General features: G+C 37.7%; 19 protein-coding genes. 11 read left to right on the top strand and 8 right to left on the bottom strand.

The annotated features are described in order from the left end of the window. Positions 1–56 precede the first annotated feature (56 nt). Positions 57–650, bottom strand: a complete 594-nt coding sequence (locus SJY44_RS08310) for a YdeI family protein (RefSeq protein ID WP_396592006.1) — start codon at positions 648–650, stop codon at positions 57–59. Between the two features lies 1 nt (position 651). Beyond that, complete coding sequence (gene pepT, locus SJY44_RS08315) at positions 652–1,881, bottom strand: peptidase T (RefSeq protein ID WP_396592007.1); 1,230 nt, start codon at positions 1,879–1,881, stop codon at positions 652–654. A gap of 98 nt (positions 1,882–1,979) precedes the next feature. Here pepT and SJY44_RS08320 point away from each other — a divergent pair, with 98 nt between their 5' ends. The 5 genes from SJY44_RS08320 to SJY44_RS08340 are packed head-to-tail and all read left to right on the top strand — an operon-like array spanning position 1,980 to position 5,610. After that, entirely contained in the window at positions 1,980–2,399 is a 420-nt protein-coding gene (locus SJY44_RS08320; RefSeq protein WP_396592008.1) for a hypothetical protein, read from the top strand. 53 nt (positions 2,400–2,452) lie between these two features. Beyond that, positions 2,453–3,505: a quinone-dependent dihydroorotate dehydrogenase gene (locus SJY44_RS08325; protein ID WP_396592009.1), complete on the top strand. Its 1,053-nt coding sequence runs from the start codon at positions 2,453–2,455 to the stop codon at positions 3,503–3,505. Then, a complete protein-coding gene (locus SJY44_RS08330; RefSeq protein WP_298928271.1) occupies positions 3,505–4,041 on the top strand; it encodes a DinB family protein in 537 nt (178 codons plus the stop codon). The genes SJY44_RS08325 and SJY44_RS08330 overlap by 1 nt, the downstream gene beginning before the upstream one ends. Before the next feature lie 57 nt (positions 4,042–4,098). Further along, positions 4,099–4,725, top strand: coding sequence for a LysE family translocator (locus tag SJY44_RS08335; protein WP_396592010.1), 627 nt, complete (start codon positions 4,099–4,101; stop codon positions 4,723–4,725). A gap of 21 nt (positions 4,726–4,746) precedes the next feature. Next, the gene (locus SJY44_RS08340; protein WP_396592011.1) at positions 4,747–5,610 is read left to right on the top strand and encodes a hydroxymethylglutaryl-CoA lyase; all 864 of its coding nucleotides are present in this window, start codon (positions 4,747–4,749) and stop codon (positions 5,608–5,610) included. A gap of 51 nt (positions 5,611–5,661) precedes the next feature. Here the strand turns inward: SJY44_RS08340 and SJY44_RS08345 are convergent, their stop codons facing one another. After that, the gene (locus tag SJY44_RS08345; protein ID WP_396592012.1) at positions 5,662–7,884 is read right to left on the bottom strand and encodes a TonB-dependent receptor family protein; all 2,223 of its coding nucleotides are present in this window, start codon (positions 7,882–7,884) and stop codon (positions 5,662–5,664) included. A 230-nt stretch (positions 7,885–8,114) separates the two neighbouring features. Between SJY44_RS08345 and guaB the strand changes: the two genes are divergently transcribed. Both guaB and SJY44_RS08355 read left to right on the top strand, forming a co-directional pair. Beyond that, the gene (gene guaB, locus SJY44_RS08350; protein ID WP_298928261.1) at positions 8,115–9,587 is read left to right on the top strand and encodes an IMP dehydrogenase; all 1,473 of its coding nucleotides are present in this window, start codon (positions 8,115–8,117) and stop codon (positions 9,585–9,587) included. Between the two features lie 103 nt (positions 9,588–9,690). Beyond that, positions 9,691–10,824 carry a DUF819 domain-containing protein gene (locus SJY44_RS08355; RefSeq protein ID WP_396592013.1) on the top strand — a complete coding sequence of 378 codons (1,134 nt, stop codon included), beginning with the start codon at positions 9,691–9,693 and terminating at the stop codon, positions 10,822–10,824. A 12-nt stretch (positions 10,825–10,836) separates the two neighbouring features. Here SJY44_RS08355 and SJY44_RS08360 read toward each other — a convergent pair whose 3' ends face one another. The 3 genes from SJY44_RS08360 to lysA all read right to left on the bottom strand — a co-directional run bounded on the left by SJY44_RS08360 (position 10,837) and on the right by lysA (position 13,090). Beyond that, positions 10,837–11,367, bottom strand: a complete 531-nt coding sequence (locus SJY44_RS08360) for a DUF255 domain-containing protein (RefSeq protein ID WP_298928255.1) — start codon at positions 11,365–11,367, stop codon at positions 10,837–10,839. Positions 11,368–11,436: 69 nt separating this feature from the next. Then, the gene (locus SJY44_RS08365; RefSeq protein ID WP_396592014.1) at positions 11,437–11,850 is read right to left on the bottom strand and encodes a DUF3995 domain-containing protein; all 414 of its coding nucleotides are present in this window, start codon (positions 11,848–11,850) and stop codon (positions 11,437–11,439) included. A 1-nt stretch (position 11,851) separates the two neighbouring features. Further along, on the bottom strand, positions 11,852–13,090 hold the full coding sequence (gene lysA, locus SJY44_RS08370) for a diaminopimelate decarboxylase (protein ID WP_298928249.1): 1,239 nt from the start codon (positions 13,088–13,090) through the stop codon (positions 11,852–11,854). A 162-nt stretch (positions 13,091–13,252) separates the two neighbouring features. Here lysA and SJY44_RS08375 point away from each other — a divergent pair, with 162 nt between their 5' ends. The 4 genes from SJY44_RS08375 (at position 13,253) to SJY44_RS08390 (ending at position 16,468) form a co-directional block, all read left to right on the top strand. Next, complete coding sequence (locus SJY44_RS08375; protein ID WP_298928246.1) at positions 13,253–13,894, top strand: LON peptidase substrate-binding domain-containing protein; 642 nt, start codon at positions 13,253–13,255, stop codon at positions 13,892–13,894. Positions 13,895–14,038: 144 nt separating this feature from the next. Then, the gene (gene sucC / locus SJY44_RS08380) at positions 14,039–15,232 is read left to right on the top strand and encodes an ADP-forming succinate--CoA ligase subunit beta (protein WP_396592015.1); all 1,194 of its coding nucleotides are present in this window, start codon (positions 14,039–14,041) and stop codon (positions 15,230–15,232) included. Positions 15,233–15,524: 292 nt separating this feature from the next. Next, positions 15,525–15,926 (top strand): TerB family tellurite resistance protein, encoded by a 402-nt coding sequence (locus SJY44_RS08385; protein ID WP_396592016.1) that lies wholly within the window; start codon positions 15,525–15,527, stop codon positions 15,924–15,926. Positions 15,927–16,042: 116 nt separating this feature from the next. Next, the gene (locus SJY44_RS08390; protein WP_396592017.1) at positions 16,043–16,468 is read left to right on the top strand and encodes an Hsp20/alpha crystallin family protein; all 426 of its coding nucleotides are present in this window, start codon (positions 16,043–16,045) and stop codon (positions 16,466–16,468) included. A 150-nt stretch (positions 16,469–16,618) separates the two neighbouring features. On the opposite strand, the gene SJY44_RS08395 is transcribed toward SJY44_RS08390, so the two are convergent. Continuing rightward, positions 16,619–18,154 (bottom strand): M20/M25/M40 family metallo-hydrolase, encoded by a 1,536-nt coding sequence (locus tag SJY44_RS08395; protein ID WP_396592018.1) that lies wholly within the window; start codon positions 18,152–18,154, stop codon positions 16,619–16,621. After that, positions 18,151–20,136 carry an excinuclease ABC subunit UvrB gene (gene uvrB / locus SJY44_RS08400; RefSeq protein WP_396592019.1) on the bottom strand — a complete coding sequence of 662 codons (1,986 nt, stop codon included), beginning with the start codon at positions 20,134–20,136 and terminating at the stop codon, positions 18,151–18,153. Before uvrB ends, SJY44_RS08395 begins: the two co-directional genes overlap by 4 nt. Positions 20,137–20,140: the final 4 nt, after the last annotated feature.

Below are 20,140 nucleotides of genomic sequence, written 5' to 3' on the forward strand. Positions count from 1 at the left end.
ATAGTTCCTTCCCTAGACAGGCTCAGGATGACGAGCTAAAGGAGCTTTTAAACTTCTTAGCGGTAAGCATCATTAAGGCCTATGCCTTTTTTAATCATGGGTAGAATTTTTTCCAATCTTCTGGCTTTGGTCTTTTCTTGTTTGGCCTCCATAATATATTCGCAGAATTCTTTTTGCTTATATGGAGAAAGGGCTTCAAATGTAGCTTTAACAGTATTGTCTTTTGCCAAAGCTTGCTTTAAAAATGATGGCACTTGCAATTCTTTTGAAGACTTTTCCGGGGCAATGGAAAGTTCTTTTTCTTGGTTTTCGATGGACTCTATCATATAAGCTAAGACCGCCTCCCTATCAATATCCTTTTCAGAAGAAAAATACCAATGGCGCATTGCTTTGGTTTTTCCTTCTTGAGCGTTACGCAATACCTTTTTAGAATCTTTTAGAAAAACACCATTATAGAACCACACCCCAAAATGGTTTTTAAATCTACAAATACCAAACACATTTTTGCCGTTTACGGTATAAACAGGAATGTTCCATTTGTAATCTTCTACACTCTTGGTTTGTAAAGCTAGTTCTCGCAATGCGCAGATTCCTTCCCTAAAGTGATGTTCTGCTTGGTAGTATATATTCAGTTTTTCAGATTTTTCCATCTCATCTAATTTGGATTGCCGTAAGCTCGCAAATCTTAACAATTACTTGTACCGCTTTTTCCATACTCTGCAATGGTACATACTCATATTTTCCATGAAAATTATGGCCTCCAGCAAAAATATTGGGGCAAGGCAAGCCCATAAAACTTAATTGAGAACCATCAGTGCCACCCCTTATCGGTTTTACAATGGGCTCAATACCTAGAGATTCCATAGCTTCCCTTGCAATTTCAACAATATGGAAGACCGGCTCCACTTTTTCACGCATGTTCCGGTATTGGTCATCAATATGAAGCGCTACATAATCCCCATATTTTTTATTGAGTTTATAGGTAATATCCTTTAGCAGTTCTTTTCTAGCTTCAAAATGGTTTTCATCATGATCTCGGATAATAAGTTCTATCTCCGCTTTCTCAATTTCTCCCTTTATTTTGTGCACATGGAAAAAACCTTCCCTGTCCGAAGTCTTTTCTGGGACTTCTCTGGGAGGCATAAGGCTCAAAAACTCATTGGCAATACCTATGGCATTCACCATTTTATTCTTGGCATAGCCAGGGTGAACGCTCTTGCCTCCAATTTTTATTTTGGCACTGGCTGCATTAAAATTTTCAAACTCCAGCTCACCCACTTGACTTCCATCCATAGTATAGGCCCAAGCTGCACCAAATTTTTCCACATCAAATTTATGGGCTCCCCTTCCAATTTCTTCATCAGGTGTAAAAGCAATACGAATTTCACCATGCTTTATTTCTGGGCGCTGTGTTAGGTATTCCATTGCAGTAATAATCTCTGCAATTCCTGCTTTGTCATCTGCACCCAATAGGGTGGTGCCATCTGTGGTAATCAACGTTTGGCCTTCATATTGCAACAAATCTTCAAAATAGTCTGGAGAAAGAACAATATCCTTCGCTTTGTTGAGCACTATATCTTTTCCGTCGTAATTTTCTACTATTTGTGGTTTTATGTTTTTTCCAGTAAAATCTGGAGTGGTATCTATGTGAGAAATGAAACCTATAATGGGTACTTTTTTATCAATGTTACTGGGTAGGGTTGCCATGATGTAGGCGTTTTCATCTATGGATACGTCTTGCATTCCAATTTGATGAAGTTCCATGACCAACTTTTTGGCCAAATTCCATTGTTTTTCTGTACTGGGAGTAGTTTTGGAATAAGGGTCACTTTGCGTATCAATGGACACATATTCTAGAAATCGGGGTAGTAATTTTTCCATAAAGTGCGTTTCATCAAAAATAACGTTTATTCAATCGTGATTTTAAGAAAAAGAGTACTTGAAAAGTTATCTTTCTCAACTTTTGAAAATCAACCCAATTGAAAGGATTTCTTTTTTATTTTTTTTTGATATGCAGTCTACATTGCGTAGCGCAAGAAGAGTGTATTTTAGGCATTGGTGGACAGGATGATGAAGTGATTGAAGAAGTTTTTCAGCTCAATGATGATCAAATTGAAAAAATGAAGAATTGGGGGGCGGAACTTAAAATCAGAAATGAAATTTTAAAAGATCAAGCAGATTTTCTTTTAAGAAAACATGCGCAGAGTTCACCGGAAGATTTAGTGGAAATGTCCTATAAATACAAAGATATTCTAGATAGCATGAAACAAAACGTGCGAATGCTGGACAAACGATTATTATCAATTTTTAACGCCAAACAATATAATTTCTATTTAGAACTTTGCAATCAATTAAGCTTGCTGCCTATTTATGTAGATAGGTCAGTTGACGAAAAATAGTTGATTTGTTAAAATCTGATTTAAGAGTTTATATTTTTGTTCAAATTTTTTAAATGTACAAGTTCCTCATTCGTCCATTAGTTTTTCTGCTTGATGCTGAAACTGCTCATCATTTTTCTTTTCGGGCAATAAAGATACTTTCCAAATTAGGACTCTCAGGACTATTCAGGAAGGCCTTTGCAATTAATGACCCATTATTGGAAAGGGAAGTTTTTGGGCTAAAGTTCAAAAACCCTGTTGGACTGGCGGCAGGATTTGATAAAGACGCTAAGCTTTACAACGAACTGTCCGATTTTGGTTTTGGTTTTGTGGAAATAGGCACACTTACTCCCAAGCCGCAAGACGGGAATCCTAAAAAACGATTGTTTAGATTATTGGATGATGAAGCCATCATCAATCGTATGGGATTTAATAATAAAGGGGTTTTTGAAGCGGTTGAACAATTAAAGAAAAAACACAGAGTACTTATTGGCGGTAACATTGGAAAGAATAAATTAACCCCCAATGAGAATGCCATAAAGGATTATCTCATATGTTTTGAAGCACTTTTTGAATATGTAGATTATTTTGTGGTCAATGTAAGTTCTCCAAACACCCCAGGTTTAAGGGAACTACAAGATAAAGAACCATTAACCAATTTGTTGAAAAAGTTAAAACGTCAAAATGGAAAATTGGCGAAGAAACGAGCGGTAAAAGAAAAACCAATCTTATTAAAAATTGCTCCCGATTTAACAGATGATCAATTACTTGATATTGTGTCTATAATGGCGGATACTGCAATTGACGGAATTATTGCAACCAACACCACCATCTCCAGAAAAGGATTGAAGTCGCACCTTATAATTTCAGAAGAAAAAGGGGGATTAAGTGGAAAACCTCTTGCCAAAAGGAGTACCGAAGTGATTCGGTTTTTGGCCGAAAAAAGTAATAAGGCATTTCCAATTATTGGAGTAGGGGGAATACATTCCGCAGAAGATGCATTGGAAAAGTTAGATGCCGGAGCCGATTTAATTCAACTTTATACAGGGTTCGTATATGAGGGGCCTTCTTTGGTTAAAAAGATAAACCAAGCTATTTTGACAAAAGCTCAATCTAATACCCAATAATGAGAAATATAGTTTGCACCTCGGTCCTTTTATTGTTTACAGTGGCAATGGTTGCTCAAACCCAAAAAGTACCCAAAACGGATTTTACCAAAATGTATCTTCCTGTTTGGTTAGAAGCAGAAAAACACTGTTTAGAAGTTGCAAATGCTATGCCCGAAGAGCTATATGGTTATAGACCAACACCTGAAAGCAAAACTTTTGCTGAACAACTGGTACATATTGGGTATACAGTAGAATTGCTTACAAAAAGATACGTGCAAGGCATGGAGGTAAAACCAAATACGCCGGATGCCTCTACAATGAGTAAGCAAGAAATTTTACAACTACTAAAAAATGGATTTGCTTACACCACGGAAGTAATTTACGCTGTGGAACAATCAAAATTGGATGAGACTTGTGTCATGTACCATAGCGGAAATACAGTAAGCAGGGCTTTTGCCTTTTTCTATGTACAGGACCATTTAACCAATCACAGAGCTAAGGCCAATCTTTACCTGCGCATGAACAATATTAAGCCGCCATCATATACATGGTAGGTTTCCGTACTGGACACATATATTATTTTGTATTTTTCTAAGCTAAATCCATTTGGTTTGAATTATGATACGCTCTTTGTGTTTATGATGGCTTCTACTGCGCTGGCCATTTCGCCAGGGCCAGATAACATCTTTGTACTCACCCAAAGCATATCAAACGGAGTAAAATCTGGATTGGCAATAGTTGCCGGACTTGTAAGCGGATGTTTGGTGCATACTACATTCTTGGCTTTTGGTGTTTCTGAAGTCATTAAAAGAAGCGATACACTCTTTTTTATCATTAAACTATTCGGGGGAATCTACCTCCTCTACTTGGCTGTGATGGTTTATAAAAGCGATTCCTCAATTCAATTCAATGTAAAAGGCAATTCAAAAAAAGGATTGACAAAGTTATTTTGGAAAGGGTTTACCATGAATGTGCTTAATCCAAAAGTCACGATTTTCTTTTTGGCGTTTTTCCCTGGATTTTTATTTAGCAACGAGCTAAATACAGTAGTTCAGTTCTATGTGCTTGGAATACTTTTTATGTTATCCGCCTTTGTTGTTTTTAGCACTATAGCCTTGTTGGCCGGAAGCATATCTACATATATTTTAGCACGTCAAAAAGTGGGAGTCTATCTAAAATGGCTACAAATTATTGTGTTTGTTGGGATTGCCATTTATCTGTTTCTATCGGATAAATAGTGGTAATTTTACATTCAGGCTATGTCAAAAGTTAAACTCATAGAATGTCCACGAGATGCCATGCAAGGCATTAAAACCTTTATTCCCACAAAAGAAAAGGTAAAGTACATTCAATCTTTGTTGGGATGCGGTTTTGATACCATAGATTTTGGAAGTTTTGTTTCGCCAAAAGCTATTCCTCAGATGGTCGATACTGCGGACGTTTTGTCTCAGTTAGATCTTTCCAAAACTAAAAGTAAACTTTTGGCCATTATTGCCAATATAAGAGGAGCCAGCGATGCATGTACACATCCAGAAATTGACTATTTGGGATATCCCTTTTCCATTTCTGAAAACTTTCAGATGCGTAACACCCATAAAACTATTGGGCAATCTGTGGAAACGTTAAAGGGTATTTTAGAAATAGCCAATGCCAATAATAAGGAAGTAGTAACCTATATTTCAATGGGTTTTGGAAATCCGTATGGAGACCCTTGGAATGTTGATATTGTTGGTGAATGGACCGAAAAATTGGCAGCAATGGGGGTGAAAATCTTATCACTTTCAGATACCATAGGAAGCTCTACACCAGAAGTTATTGACTACTTATTTTCAAATTTGATACCCAAATACCCAGACATTGAGTTTGGAGCACATCTACATACAACACCTACCAGATGGCATGAAAAAGTAAATGCTGCTTACAAGGCGGGTTGTCGTCGTTTTGATGGTGCGGTGCAAGGTTTTGGAGGTTGTCCTATGGCAAAAGATGAACTCACCGGAAATATGCCAACAGAAAAGATGTTATCTTATTTTACAGCAGAAAAAGCTCATTCAGGGGTGAACTGGATGGTTTTTGAAGCGGCTTACAACAAGGCCACGGAACTGTTTTCTGTTTATCATTAAAAAAGGCACCTGTATAAACAGATGCCTACTTAGAATTAATTTCAACTCAAATTAATATCTGAATTCCAGTCCTGCATAGATTCCAAAAGGATGTCCAGGGCGTAATCCTGCAGGAACCCTTGCCACGGCATAGGTTTTGTCAAACAAGTTGATGACATTGGCAGTTATTCCAATGTGTTCGTTAAGTCTATATTTACCGGCTAAATCAAAGATGAAATTTGAAGCAACTCGTTCATTCGCAGGAATAGTCCCTCTACCAGCTTCAGTTCTAAATTCACCATTGAATCTACCGCTTAGATTGATTTCATATTTTTGATGCTCTAAGGAAAGGGTCCCATTAAATTGATGTTTGGATAGATATGGTAATTCATCACCTGCTGTAACTTCTCCCCAAAGATCGTCTTCACTCCCAAAACTGTTCAAGAATTCAGTATCAGTAAACGTATACCCAAAGGTAAACGGCAGAATAATTTTCTTTCCATTGGGCAAGAAATTGTAGTTGATTAGAAATTCCAACCCTTGTACTTTTACCTCACCAGCATTGAACTGGTCCAGCGAGCCTGTACCACCTGTAGCTGCTAAATCACTTCCCAACAAATTACTATAATCGTTGTAAAACCCAACAAGTTCACCTGTGAATCCTGCATATGAAAAACGTGTTCCAAGCTCATAATTAACGCTTTCTTCAGGATCTTCTCCTTCCTGATTGCTTGGTGGAGAAAATCCTTTATGCACACCGCCAAATACAGATATATTACTAAAGTTGTAGTTAAAGCCCATTCCGGGGATAAAGACATCTACTTTGTTTTCGCGTTCCGAAAGGTCAGCACCTGTTCTGTCTACATCGCTATTCCCGTAGTTCATTCTTCGCAATGTGATGTTTTCATAGCGTAATCCTGGTGTTAGTGTAAGATTTTTGTATTTAAGCTTATATAATGCATAGCTTGAGAACGCCCTTGCATCGCTGATTCGGTTTGCATTGGTTCCGGGAATTCCTGCATTTGTTAGTTGGAGTGAGCCATTAGCTATGCCATAATCGTCAATCCATTGAAAACGATCTTCTTCATCAAAATGATAGCGTAATCCTATTTCTAGGTCATGAAAACTGTTTTCCCCAGACCAGTGGTAATCAAACTTTGTTTGGATGCCTGTAGACAGATAACTTCTATTATTGGCTCTTACATTAAGGGCATCATCTGCATTGCTATCAGCTTCCCCAGTTACAAGGTCAATGTATGGAGCAAATGCAATAGGGTCATCGAAAATGTTTCCAATCCCTTCTCTCTCACCACCTACAGTGACAAAATCAACTTTATACCAGTTACGGCTAAAATCATTGTAGTAACCCGTAGTGGTAATCCTAAAGTAATCACTGAATTTAAAGGTGTGAGTACCCGTAAATTGTATATGTTCTGTTGTCATTTCGTCTACTTGTGAGCCTGCGTAGCGTCTAAAAGGGGTGGCATCAAAATCACTTTGAGTTAAACCCAGATAGGTCTCATCTGAATTCTCATCGGAGTATTGGAATTTTACTTCAAACTCTTGCCCAAGCTTGGCATCGGGACTAGTGTTTATGCGAAACTTGGCAACTAAATCATTTTTATCAAAACCAGTGTCTCCATCGTTATCCAAATTTTTAAAACCATTGGAGCTATAATTTAAGTATTCAATTGAATACCCAAAATTCTTCTTGCTGTCACCAAGTTGGGCATGTACGCGTCCACTTTGGAAACTACCGTAACTGGTATTGACAAAGGATTTAAATTTGTTAGGAACCTCTGTAGAGATCATATTGATAGCACCACCTGTAGTGTAGGGGCCGTATTGCACTTGGCTGCTGCCTTTAAGGATTTCTACTGCTTGCATACGGGCAATTGTAGGGAAATAGTAGGCAGATGGTGCGCTATAAGGAGCAGGAGCAATTAGAACGCCATCTTCCATTAAAGTAATTTTTGCGCTTCGTTCTGGAGATGTTCCCCTAAGACTTATGTTTGGGCGAAGTCCAAAACCATCCTCTTCATAAACATTTACACCGGGAACGCTTCTTAGCGTACGGTTAACATCTGTGTAGTTGAATTTTTTGATTTCCTGTTCTGACAGGTAGTATGCAGAACCAGTACGGTTTTTAGCTTCAAACTTGCTTCCAAGAATCACTTTGGCAGATAAAACAACTTCATCTAATTTTATGAGAGTGGAGTCATTTGAAATAGGAGCTTGTTGTGCGTTAATTAGGATTGTGAAAAAGAACAGTAGGTAGGTTGTGAATCTCAACATTTTATTTAGACTGATTTAAAATAACTAATTTATTGGAGGACAAAAGTAATGTTCGAGTTTGAAAAAACAAAGCTTATTTAGAATAAATAAAAATAATTTTAGGTTACGTTTTTGTTATCAACTAGTTGTGTGATCAAGTTGTGAAATGGATGTGCACTTAATCCATCTAAGCTTAAAGAATTTGGTATATAAAAAAGCGTACCTTTGCACGCAATTAATCCGTAATTGCAATGGAAGCCCACCTTAACAAAATTGTTGGCGAAGGACTAACATATGATGATGTTCTCCTAGTCCCTGGATATTCAGAAGTACTTCCCAGAGAAGTTAGTATCCAGACAAAATTCACAAGAAATATAATTATTAATGTTCCTATTGTTTCCGCAGCAATGGATACTGTTACCGAATCTCAAATGGCAATTGCCATGGCCCAGGAAGGTGGTATAGGTGTTTTGCATAAAAACATGACCATTGAGCAGCAGGCCATTAAAGTGAGAAAAGTAAAGAGAGCGGAAAGTGGGATGATAATGGACCCTGTTACACTCCCCTTAAATTCCATTGTTGGAGATGCAAAGGCTAACATGAAAGAGCATAGCATTGGTGGAATTCCCATTGTCGATTCGGATAAAAAACTAATAGGAATTGTTACCAATCGTGATTTACGTTTCGAGAAAAATGATGATAGACCTATTGCAGAAGTGATGACCACAGAAAACTTGGTTACCGTAGGTGAAGGTACTTCATTAGAAGAAGCTGAGGTCATTTTGCAAAAGAACAAGATTGAAAAGCTCCCAGTTGTCAATGATGATTATGTGTTGGTTGGGTTAATCACCTTTAGGGATATTACCAAACTTACCCAAAAACCAATGGCCAATAAGGATCAATATGGTCGACTGCGTGTGGCAGCAGCTATAGGTGTAACTGCAGACGCTGTGGATAGGGCAGGAGCTTTGGTCAATGCTGGAGTGGATGCTATTGTAATTGATACGGCGCATGGCCATACCAAAGGAGTGGTTACTGTCCTTAAAGAAGTTAAAAAGGCTTTTCCAGAGTTAGAGGTTATTGTCGGAAATATTGCCACTGGTGAAGCCGCTAAATATCTAGTTGAAGCTGGAGCGGATGCCGTTAAAGTTGGTATTGGTCCAGGTTCTATTTGTACCACTCGAGTTGTTGCCGGTGTTGGGTTTCCACAATTTTCAGCTGTTTTGGAGGTTGCTGCCGCTATAAAAGGCAGTGGAGTGCCCGTAATTGCAGATGGTGGAATTCGATACACTGGAGATATTCCCAAGGCTATTGCTGCAGGGGCAGATACCGTTATGTTGGGTTCATTGTTAGCAGGGACAAAAGAATCTCCAGGAGAAACCATTATTTATGAAGGACGAAAATTTAAATCTTACCGGGGAATGGGTTCTGTTGAAGCCATGAAGGAAGGTAGTAAGGACCGCTATTTCCAAGATGTGGAAGATGATATTAAAAAATTGGTTCCTGAAGGTATCGTAGGTCGTGTTCCCTACAAAGGAGATTTGTTTGAGAGTATTCATCAATTTGTTGGCGGATTGCGAGCTGGAATGGGTTATTGCGGTGCTAAGGATATAGAGACCTTAAAAGAATCTGGTCGTTTTGTCAAAATTACTGCCAGTGGAATCAATGAGAGCCACCCACACGATGTTACCATTACCAAAGAGAGTCCAAACTATAGCAGATAATATATAATCTGAAATTGCCAGTCTTTCGGCTAGTTGTCAAAAACGGTTTTTTAGATAACTAAACCAATTCGTTATGTTTGCTATTCTGTTTGCATTCTAACACATGAATTTCATAGAAAATCCTGTTTACGTATTGACTGTTTTATGTCTAATGGTGATTTTATCATTATACGCAGCTAAAACAAAATGGGGTAAACCAATGGGTGCTGCATTATTGGTCATTGTTTTTACCGCAATTGTTGCCAATCTGAAACTGATTCCCTCTGCCTCAAATACGATTCCCTTGTATGACGCTATTTTTAGCTATTTAGCACCTATTTCCATATTCTTTTTATTACTAGGGGCAAACCTTAGGTCGATTAAAAAGGCAGGCGCACCAATGATCGGTTTATTTTTAATAGGTTCATTGGCTACGGTATTGGGCATTTTGGTTTCATGGCACTTGGTTTCTCCTCAAAATGTTTTGGGTGATGACGGAAGAATATTGGCAGGGATGCTTACTGGGACATATACTGGGGGTAGCGTTAATTTTAATGCGGTTGCATTGGCATATGATTTTCAGGAACGTGGAACGCTTTATGCTGGAGCCATTGCTGTGGATAATGTAATTACCGCAATTTGGGTGATTGTTACTATAGCTTTCCCCGTTTTGCTGAGACGCTTTTTCAAGGACAAAAAAATCAGTGCTTCTTCTACTGAAAATGATAAAACTGAAAACGATGGAATTGATTTACAATCAATGGGGTGGTTATTGTTTATAGGTTTGGCAGCATTTTTGGTTTCCGAGCTTGTTGCTGAGGTTCTTCCAAAAATACCGTCCATCATTACACTTTCTACTTTGGGTATTATACTTGCACAGACTTCTTTTGTTTCCAAATTAAAAGGAGGTCACACACTGGGGTTGTATTTGGTTTATCTATTTCTTGCCGTAATTGGTGCCTATTGTGAAATAAGTTCTGTAATAGCGCTAAAAGAAGTTGGACTCACGTTATTGTTGTTTACATCAATAGCAGTTTTTATACACGGATGTATCATTATTCTATTGGGAGCTTTTACATTTAGGGATTGGGATATGATTTCAATTGCAAGCCAGGCAAATATTGGTGGAGGAACTTCCGCCATTGCACTTGCCGAAACTTTTAATCGAAAAGAGTTGATTTTACCTGCAATACTGGTTGGTACTTTAGGCAATGCTCTGGGAACGTATTTAGGATTTCTGGTAGTCTCTATTTTGTAAACAAAAGCTTATCTATTTCCCTAGACCGGCATATGTGTTCCAATCCTTATCCTTGTAAATATTGTCACCAAAATAACGAGCAATCTGTAAAAAAGGTTTTACTTTTTGATATCCGGGAACCGGAGAAAGCATATTCAATTTTTCATCTAGAAATACTACGGTAGGGTAACTCATTTTGCCTTGTAACAATGCAGCAGCAAACTCATGATACCCTCGTCTGCCCGAAGCTACAAAATTGAAAGTTTTACCTTGAAAATCTATAGGGTCCTTACCTTCAGCGTCCAATTTTACCATGTAAAAGTTGTTTCGCATATAAGCGGCAACTTCTTCATTTTGAAAAGTATCCTTATCCATTTTCTTGCACCAGCCACACCAGTCCGTATAAACATCGATAAACATTTTTTTGGGTTTGGCATCGGTTTGGGATAATTCAACCGCTTCATTCCAACTTAGCCATTCTACATTTTGGGCTTGGGTTTGAAATCCAACCAAAAGAAAAAGAAGTAAACTTATTTTAGTCATGTAGGTAAAAACTGCGCGCATCGTTCCTTGTTTTGAGGGTTTAGTCTTACGACTATTACAAAACTAACGAAAATTGTGCCAAAATAGTATTTAACCTAATAGCTCTAAAATTAGGATAAGTGCACCCAGAAACAGACATAAAGGTGAATAGTAGCGAGTGTCCAAAGCAGAAAATCGACTGTTTTTAGCAGACTTGAAAAAACCAACATATTTAAAATCTCCCAAAGCACGAATTATAAACAAAAGACCAATGCCTATGGTAGCATAGCTTAACCAGTCTGATTCAATATAAACCGATACTTTGTTAATGAAGACAAAGGCGAAGAAGAGTAAAGCAATACCCACGAAGACAGCACCAAATTTACCCGGAGACTTTACTTTGTTACTCTTTAAGTTTGTGGGAAGCACTGTAGAAGGGTCCTTAATGCCAAATATGGCCCAGTAAAAATGCAGGCCAGCCAAAAAGATTAAAGTTATTGATATGAATATAGCAATAACCCCCATACTACTTGGCGGCTATTTTTTCTGGAGATTCAAATAGTTCTTTTACGTCTACTTGATTTCTAAGAATATCATCAAAAGTCTCTCGTTCTCTTATTAAATGTGCTTTTCCATTGTGCCAAAGCACTTCAGGAGGTCTAAATCTGGAGTTATAATTGCTGGCCATGGTAAAACAATAGGCACCGGCATTCTTAAAACATAAAACATCACCTTCAGAGATTTCGCTAATCCTTCGGTTGCTTCCAAAAGTGTCTGTTTCACATATATAGCCAACAACAGAGTAATAACGTTCTCTTCCCTTTGGGTTGGAAATATTACTTATTTCATGTGATGCTCCGTATAACATAGGCCTAATTAGGTGGTTGAACCCTGAATCTACACTAGCAAAAACAGTAGAAGTTGTTTGTTTTACCACATTGACTTTGGCCAAAAAGTGACCTGCCTCACTCACTAAAAACTTCCCCGGTTCAAAAGCTAAGGTAAGCTCTTTTCCATACTCTGCGCAGAATTCGTTGAATCTAGTTGTCAATTTTTTTCCTAATTCTTCAATGTTGGTTTCAATGTCTCCAGCTTTGTAGGGAACTTTAAAACCGCTTCCAAAGTCTATGAAATCCAAATCTTTGAAATTTTTGGCTGTTTCAAACAAGATTTCAGACGCATAAAGAAAAACGTCAATGTCCAAAATATCACTTCCTGTATGCATATGGATGCCATTGATATTCATTTGGGTCAAATCTACAATGCGCAATAAATGTGGAATCTGATGGATACTGATACCGAATTTTGAATCTATATGGCCTACAGAGATATTAGAATTACCTCCTGCCATTACATGTGGATTAATTCTGATGCAAACGGGAACATCTGGATGTTTACTGCCAAACTGTTCTAAAACCGATAGATTGTCGATATTGATTTGAACACCAAGAGCGGAAGCTTCTTCAATTTCTTCTAAAGAAACCCCATTTGGTGTATAGATAATGGACTCGGGCTTAAAGCCCGCCATAAGTCCTAATTTCACTTCTTGAATGGAAACGGTATCTAAACCGCTGCCCAAATGGTCCATTAAACGAAGGATTGATATATTGGAAAGCGCTTTGGCGGCATAGTTTAAACGTAGGTTGCTAACACCCTTAAAAGCATTGGTTAAACGTTGAAACTGTGAAGAAATTTTTTCTGCATCATATATATACAGTGGTGCACCAAATTGCTCAGCAATTTTCAATAGATTTAAGGAATTCATATGCTATTAGTCTTTTGAACAAATCTAAACGTTGCCATTTAGTTCCACAAGAATATTAGACTTAATAATATAAATATAACAATTTGTTTTAAAAATAACAATCGATAGCTTGTTATCACTTGTTCATTTAAACTTGGCATTGTACATTTAGCACAAATTACGATGATGAGATTACCCCTATTACCATTGCAATCTGTTTTCTTTCCTGGAGAAACTGTACCACTGCATATTTTTGAAGAACGCTACAAGCAATTGATTAATGATTGCAGGCAAGAGGCCATAACATTTGGCATTCCTGTTTTTATAAACAACACTCTTGTTTACGGCACTGAAGTACAGTTGGTTGAAGTTGTAACGACCTATGAAAGTGGGGAAATGGATGTGGTTTGTGTGGCGCGGCAAGTTTTTAAAATTTTATCTTTTGAGAATCAATTGGAAGGAAAACTTTATGCAGGAGGGGATGTTGAATTTTTGGATGTTGAAAATGATGCGGATGAAGAATTGAGGAATGAAGTACTGCTTCAGCTTGAAAAATTATATGATTTAATGGATGTGCCCTTCACTAAAACTTCTCCTAAACAGTTCAACAGCTATTCTCTTGCTCATAAAATGGGACTTTCTTTTGAACAGGAATATAAACTTCTTCAAATTTCAAATGAGACAGACCGGTTGTTGTTTATTAAAAACCACCTAAAAGCTACTACAACAGTGCTGAGCGAAGTTAATCGTACAAAGGGAATCATTGAAATGAATGGACATTTTAAAAATTTTGACCCTTTGGATTTTAAAAATTTCACGGTTTAGTTCGTTACTGGACTAAGCAGTATTTAGAGCAGCTTTTTTCAATTATTCCATCAAAATGGAACTCATTTCTAATTATTCTTTCTTCACCTTCTATTTGTCAATGTCGTTTTCTATTTTTGTCGGCAAATAAAAGTTAGTTCACAGATGAATCTTCACGAATATCAAGGGAAAGAAATTTTAGCAAGTTTTGGAGTTAGAATCCAACGCGGATTAGTTGCTCGCAATGCTAAAGAAGCAGTGGATGCTGCCAAACGACTTACACAAGAAACAGGTACAGGATGGCATGTGATAAAAGCACAGGTCCATGCAGGTGGTCGAGGTAAAGGTGGCGGAGTAAAATTGGCCAAAAACTTGAAAGAAGTAGAAGAAATAGCAGGAAGTATAATAGGAATGAACCTAATCACTCCTCAGACTTCTGCAGAAGGTAAAAAAGTACACCAAGTGCTTGTTGCTGAGGATGTTTATTACCCTGGGGATAGTGAGACCAATGAATTTTACATGTCGGTCTTATTAAATAGGGCCACTGGCAGAAATATGGTTATGTATTCCACAGAAGGAGGGATGGATATTGAGGAAGTTGCGGAAAAGACCCCACATTTAATTTTTACCGAAGAGATTGACCCGGCAACAGGATTAATGCCTTTTCAAGCCCGTAAAATTGCTTTTAATCTCGGACTATCCGGTATGGCTTTCAAAGAAATGACAAAGTTTGTTTCGTCATTGTATAAGGCATATGTTGAAAGTGATTCAAGTATGTTCGAAATCAACCCTGTTTTAAAGACATCAGATGATAAAATAATGGCTGTGGATGCTAAGGTGTCCATAGATGACAATGCGTTATACAGAAGAAAGAACTATGCTGAAATGCGCGACTTACGTGAAGAAAATCCAATTGAGGTTGAAGCACGCGAAGTAGGGTTGAACTATGTTGATTTGGATGGAAATGTAGGGTGCATGGTGAATGGAGCCGGACTTGCAATGGCAACGATGGATTTGATAAAAATGGCAGGCGGTGAACCGGCTAACTTTTTAGATGTTGGAGGTACTGCAGATGCTAAAAGGGTAGAGGAGGCTTTCCGAATCATTTTAAAAGACCCTAATGTAAAAGCAATCCTTATTAATATTTTTGGTGGTATTGTGCGTTGTGACCGTGTAGCACAGGGTGTTGTAGATGCCTATAAAAATATGGGAGATGCTATTAAAGTACCAATCATAGTTAGGTTACAAGGAACAAATGCTGAATTGGCCAAAGAAATTATAGACAATTCTGGATTGGCCGTACATTCCGCTGTTCAGTTTCAAGAAGCGGCTGATAAGGTCAAAGAAGTATTAGGGTAACTTTTCTATCTTAAAAAATATAGGGCAACGTTGAGTAAACGTTGCCCTTTTTTGTTTTACCTCAATTCCTACAAATGAATTCTCTTTCAAATGCAAATTGAATTATGAAGAATGAGAACTTAATAGTGCAGTTAAGGGTAAAAGATATAGGGTTCCAGTGAGAGTAATTGCCTAATTCTCTGTAATCAATTAAGTTAACTGGTTCGATTCTGGGGCAATTCAGGGTTTTTTATGCACTAAAGTTGGTTGTTTTGGAGTTATCTTATATGAACCAAGCCTCAAAACCAGCGTAATGGGTACTCAAAAAGAAAAATTAAGCATTCTTTCAGAAATGATTGCCTTTGCCAGGGTGGATTATTCACTTAAAGAATCTGAGTACCATTTTTTACTTGGGGTAGCTTCTAATTTAGGTGTTGCTAAGGAAATATTTGATGAGCTCCTAAAGCAGAAATCCCCAAAAGTAGTCCTAAAGTCCCAAGCAGAGCGCATTGTTCAGTTTAATAGATTGTTGCTTTTAATGAATATAGATCAAGAGCAGCATGAAAAAGAAATACATACACTACATAATATAGGTCTTGCCATGGGGCTTCCCCCATCTGCGATTGGGCAAGTTTTGGAGGTGATGCACAAATACCCAGATAAGGTTGTTCCACCAGATGTACTCATTAATATTTTTAAAGCTCATTACAACTAAGGACATTATGTCAGTATCATTTGTTGATAAAATGTCAAATTGACATGATATTTGCAATGGTATAAGATTTGACTATAGTTGGTTGATTTGAATGTTTAATATAAAAATGAATCAACATGAGTATAGTAAAAAGAAATAGCTTGTTTTTTCCATCTTTAATGAATGACTTGGTAAGACCAGATTGGTTTGGAGGTATGGAAAATTTGAATACTAATTTACCAGCTGTCAATATAAAAAACAACACGGAGAATTTTGAACTGGAATTAGCTGTTCCAGGAGGTAAAAAAGACGATTTTAAAATTGAAGTGGATAATGATGTTTTGACCATTTCCAATGAAGTGAAATCAGAAAATGAAGAAACCAAGGAAAATTATTCACGAAGAGAGTTCTCATATTCATCCTTTAAAAGAGTTTTTACACTACCAGAAACAGTGGACGGTACTAAAATTGACGCTGCCTACGAAAATGGAATTTTAAAGTTGACTTTGCCTAAAAAAGAAGAAGCTTTGCCAAGACCCAAACGATTTATTACAATCGGGTAAGTCTAAGGATAATATTAAAAGAGCACCTAACTAGGTGTTTCATGATGGTTGGTTTAGTTGGTTAGTTTGGAAGCGCGTTCCTGAACATTTTGTTCTGGGAGCGCGCTTTCTTTTTTAACCTTAACAATAAAGAATGCAAAAAGAACTGTGTTATTCCATTTGTTCATCAAGAACAGCGATACAGGACATAATGCCTTCTAAAAAGTTTCCAATTCTCAGATTCTCGTTTGGCGCATGAATGCTGTTGTCCGGATTAGGTATTCGCAAGGCTACGGCGGGCACGCCAAGTGTGTTTATAAAAGGACCAATAGGTTGTGACCCTCCCGTTGTTCTCATATTGATGTACTTATCATCAAACAATCTAGTCATTGCTCTATTCAGCATCTTACCCAGAGATGAATCAAATGACGTACGAAATGGACTGGAACCAATACGGTAATTAAAGGATGCCAATTTTTTATGTTTGGCTCGTTCTTCATCCGTTGGGATAGAGTCTACAAGATGAAAGCCATGTTCAACAATATATGTCTTAAGAGACTCCATTAGTTTTTTTCCATCTGACTCTGGAACCAACCGCATATCTATTTCAGCCACAACTTCTGATGGAATGAGTGTTCGCACTTTCGGGCCGACCCAGGCGGCGTTTAATCCTCTTATGTTTAAAGATGGATATTGAAGCGATTCTTGATAGGTCTCTCCAACCATATCCGGCTTGGAAATTCCAAGAGCGGTTTTAATTACTTCCATATCTTCCGGAACTTGATTCAGCCTTTCCTTTTCAATGGCACTTAATTGAATACCATCATAAAATCCTGGAATCATAACTTTTCCTTCTTCATTTTTTAAGGAACCCAATAAGCGGGCTGTCTCAAAAACTGGATTTGGGGCAAAGTTTCCATATTGACCACTGTGCAAAGACCTTCTAGCACCAAAAACTTTTAGCGTAGCAGTTGCAATTCCACGGGCGCCATATGTAAGAGTAGGTAAGTTGGATAGATGTCTGGTGCCGTCCATGATCAGTATGGCGTCAGCTTTAAGAAGTGTGCTGTAACTTTTGACCAATCCTGGGAGGTCCGGTGAACCAAGTTCTTCTTGAAAATCCATGATGACCTTAATATTGTATTTTGGTGTCTTGCCCATTTTTCCCAAAACTCGCAGCGCTGAAATAAAGGCCATGGCAGGTCCCTTGGAATCTGATGCTGAGCGTGCAAATATTCTCCAATCCTTATCAAGGTCTTCCTTGTTTTCTACTTTAGGGACAATTACCCAGTTGTCACCAACTTTTTTCTTGATTACTGGTAGATAGGGGTTAGGTTGATCCCATGCCGAAGTATCAACTGGCTGACCATCAATCTGTAAATAAAACAACATGGTCTTTGCCTTTTTTTTATATGTTTTTTCTGCAAAAAGGAGTGGGGCGCCCGTAGTTTCCAATCTTTGGGTTTTAAATCCCAAATCAGAGAAAATGACTGTACATCTGTCTAAGTTTTGCTCAATGTGGTCAGTATAGTTACCATCATTGGGAATTAGTAAAAACTCAAATAAGTCTTTCACGGCATCTGGCAATGCATCTTCAGCAGCGGTTTCAATCTGTTTTTTGCTTAGACTTTGTGCTTGGGTTGCAAATACAAATAACACATTGACGAAAACGAGTAAATAACGATTTGGTAAAAGGTTTTTTATCATGATTCTTGCAATATTTTGATTTCATCCCTTAGTTTGGCAGCTTCCATGAAGTTTAATTCCTTGGCCGCTTTTTCCATTTCTTTGCGTTTTCCCCGTATCATTTTTTCCTTTTGATCCTGGGTAAGATATTCCAAGTCTGGTTCGGCGGCACGTAATTCTTCTTTTTGGAAATGGTAAGTAGAAACAGAATTTTTTACCAAAGCGCTGTCCAAATTTTTGTTTAATGCTCTGGGTATAATATTATTTTCGGTATTATAAGCCATTTGTTTCTCTCTTCTGTAGTTGGTCTCATCTATGGTTTTCTGCATACTGGCTGTTATAGTGTCAGCATACATAATGGCTTTGCCATTTAAGTTACGCGCAGCGCGACCAACAGTTTGAGTTAAGGAGCGGTTGCTACGTAAAAACCCCTCTTTGTCCGCATCCAAAATGGCCACTAGTGATACTTCAGGTAGATCCAGTCCCTCTCTTAAAAGGTTTACCCCGATTAAAACATCAAAAATTCCTTTTCTTAAATCTTGCATAATCTCAACACGTTCAAGAGTGTCTACATCACTATGAATATAGCGACACCTGACATCAATTCTTGTCAGGTATTTTGCCAATTCTTCAGCCATACGTTTGGTCAAAGTGGTTACCAAGGTACGCTCATCTTTATCAACACGTTGTTGAATTTCTTCAACTAAATCATCAATTTGATTTAAGCTGGGCCGTACCTCAATGATTGGATCCAGTAAACCTGTGGGTCTTATTACCTGCTCTACATAAACCCCTTGACTTAATTGCAGTTCATAATCAGCTGGCGTAGCACTTACATAGATTACCTGATTTTGTAATGCTTCAAATTCTTCGAACTTAAGAGGTCTGTTATCCATTGCAGCGGGAAGACGGAAACCATATTCCACTAGGTTTTCCTTTCTAGAACGGTCACCCCCGTACATGGCATGAACTTGCGGAAGCGTTACATGGCTTTCGTCAATGATCATTAGAAAATCATCAGGAAAATAATCCAATAAGCAAAAAGGCCTTGTGCCAGGTTCTCTGCCATCCAGATATCTAGAGTAGTTTTCAATCCCAGAGCAATACCCGAGTTCTCTTATCATTTCTAAATCAAAATTGGTTCTTTCTTCCAAACGTTTCGCTTCAAGAGGTCTGCCTATTTCCTTGAAATAATCTATTTGCTTTACTAAATCATCCTGAATTAAATGAATAGCATTCTGAAGAATATCTGGAGAGGTAACAAACATATTTGCGGGATAGATATTCAGTGAATCATAAACCTCGATTACATTATTGTTAAAAGGATCTAACGCTTCAATTTCTTCAATTTCATCGCCAAAAAAGTGAATTCTAAACGCATGATCTGCATAACCTGGAAATACATCCACTACATCTCCCTTAACTCTAAAATTCCCATTTCTAAAATCGGCAGTAGTTCTAGAATATAGACTTTGTACCAATTGCTTAAGAAATTTTGTTCTTGAGATTACTTGATCTTTATGGATAGATATTACGTTCTTTTGAAATTCAACCGGGTTTCCTATACCGTATAAACAAGATACAGATGCTACAACGAGTACATCTCTTCGACCTGACAATAGTGAGGATGTAGCGCTTAATCTGAGTTTTTCAATGTCTTCGTTGATGGAAAGATCTTTTTCAATATAGAGCCCACTTGTTGGAATGTATGCTTCAGGTTGATAATAATCATAGTAAGAAACAAAGTATTCGATGGCATTGTTTGGAAAAAACTGTTTGAACTCTGAATATAATTGAGCGGCCAAAGTTTTGTTATGTGCAAGGACAAGGGTCGGACGTTGCGTTTCTTCCACCACATTGGCAACAGTAAATGTTTTTCCAGAACCGGTTACACCAAGTAATGTTTGATGTGTCTCTTTTTCGGCAATACCATTAACTAATTGTTTTATGGCTTGGGGTTGGTCACCAGTTGGGCTAAATTCTGATACTACTTGAAACTTCATCGTT

The organism is Allomuricauda sp. R78024 (assembly GCF_044596045.1).
In the GTDB taxonomy this organism is placed as follows: Bacteria; Bacteroidota; Bacteroidia; order Flavobacteriales; family Flavobacteriaceae; genus Flagellimonas.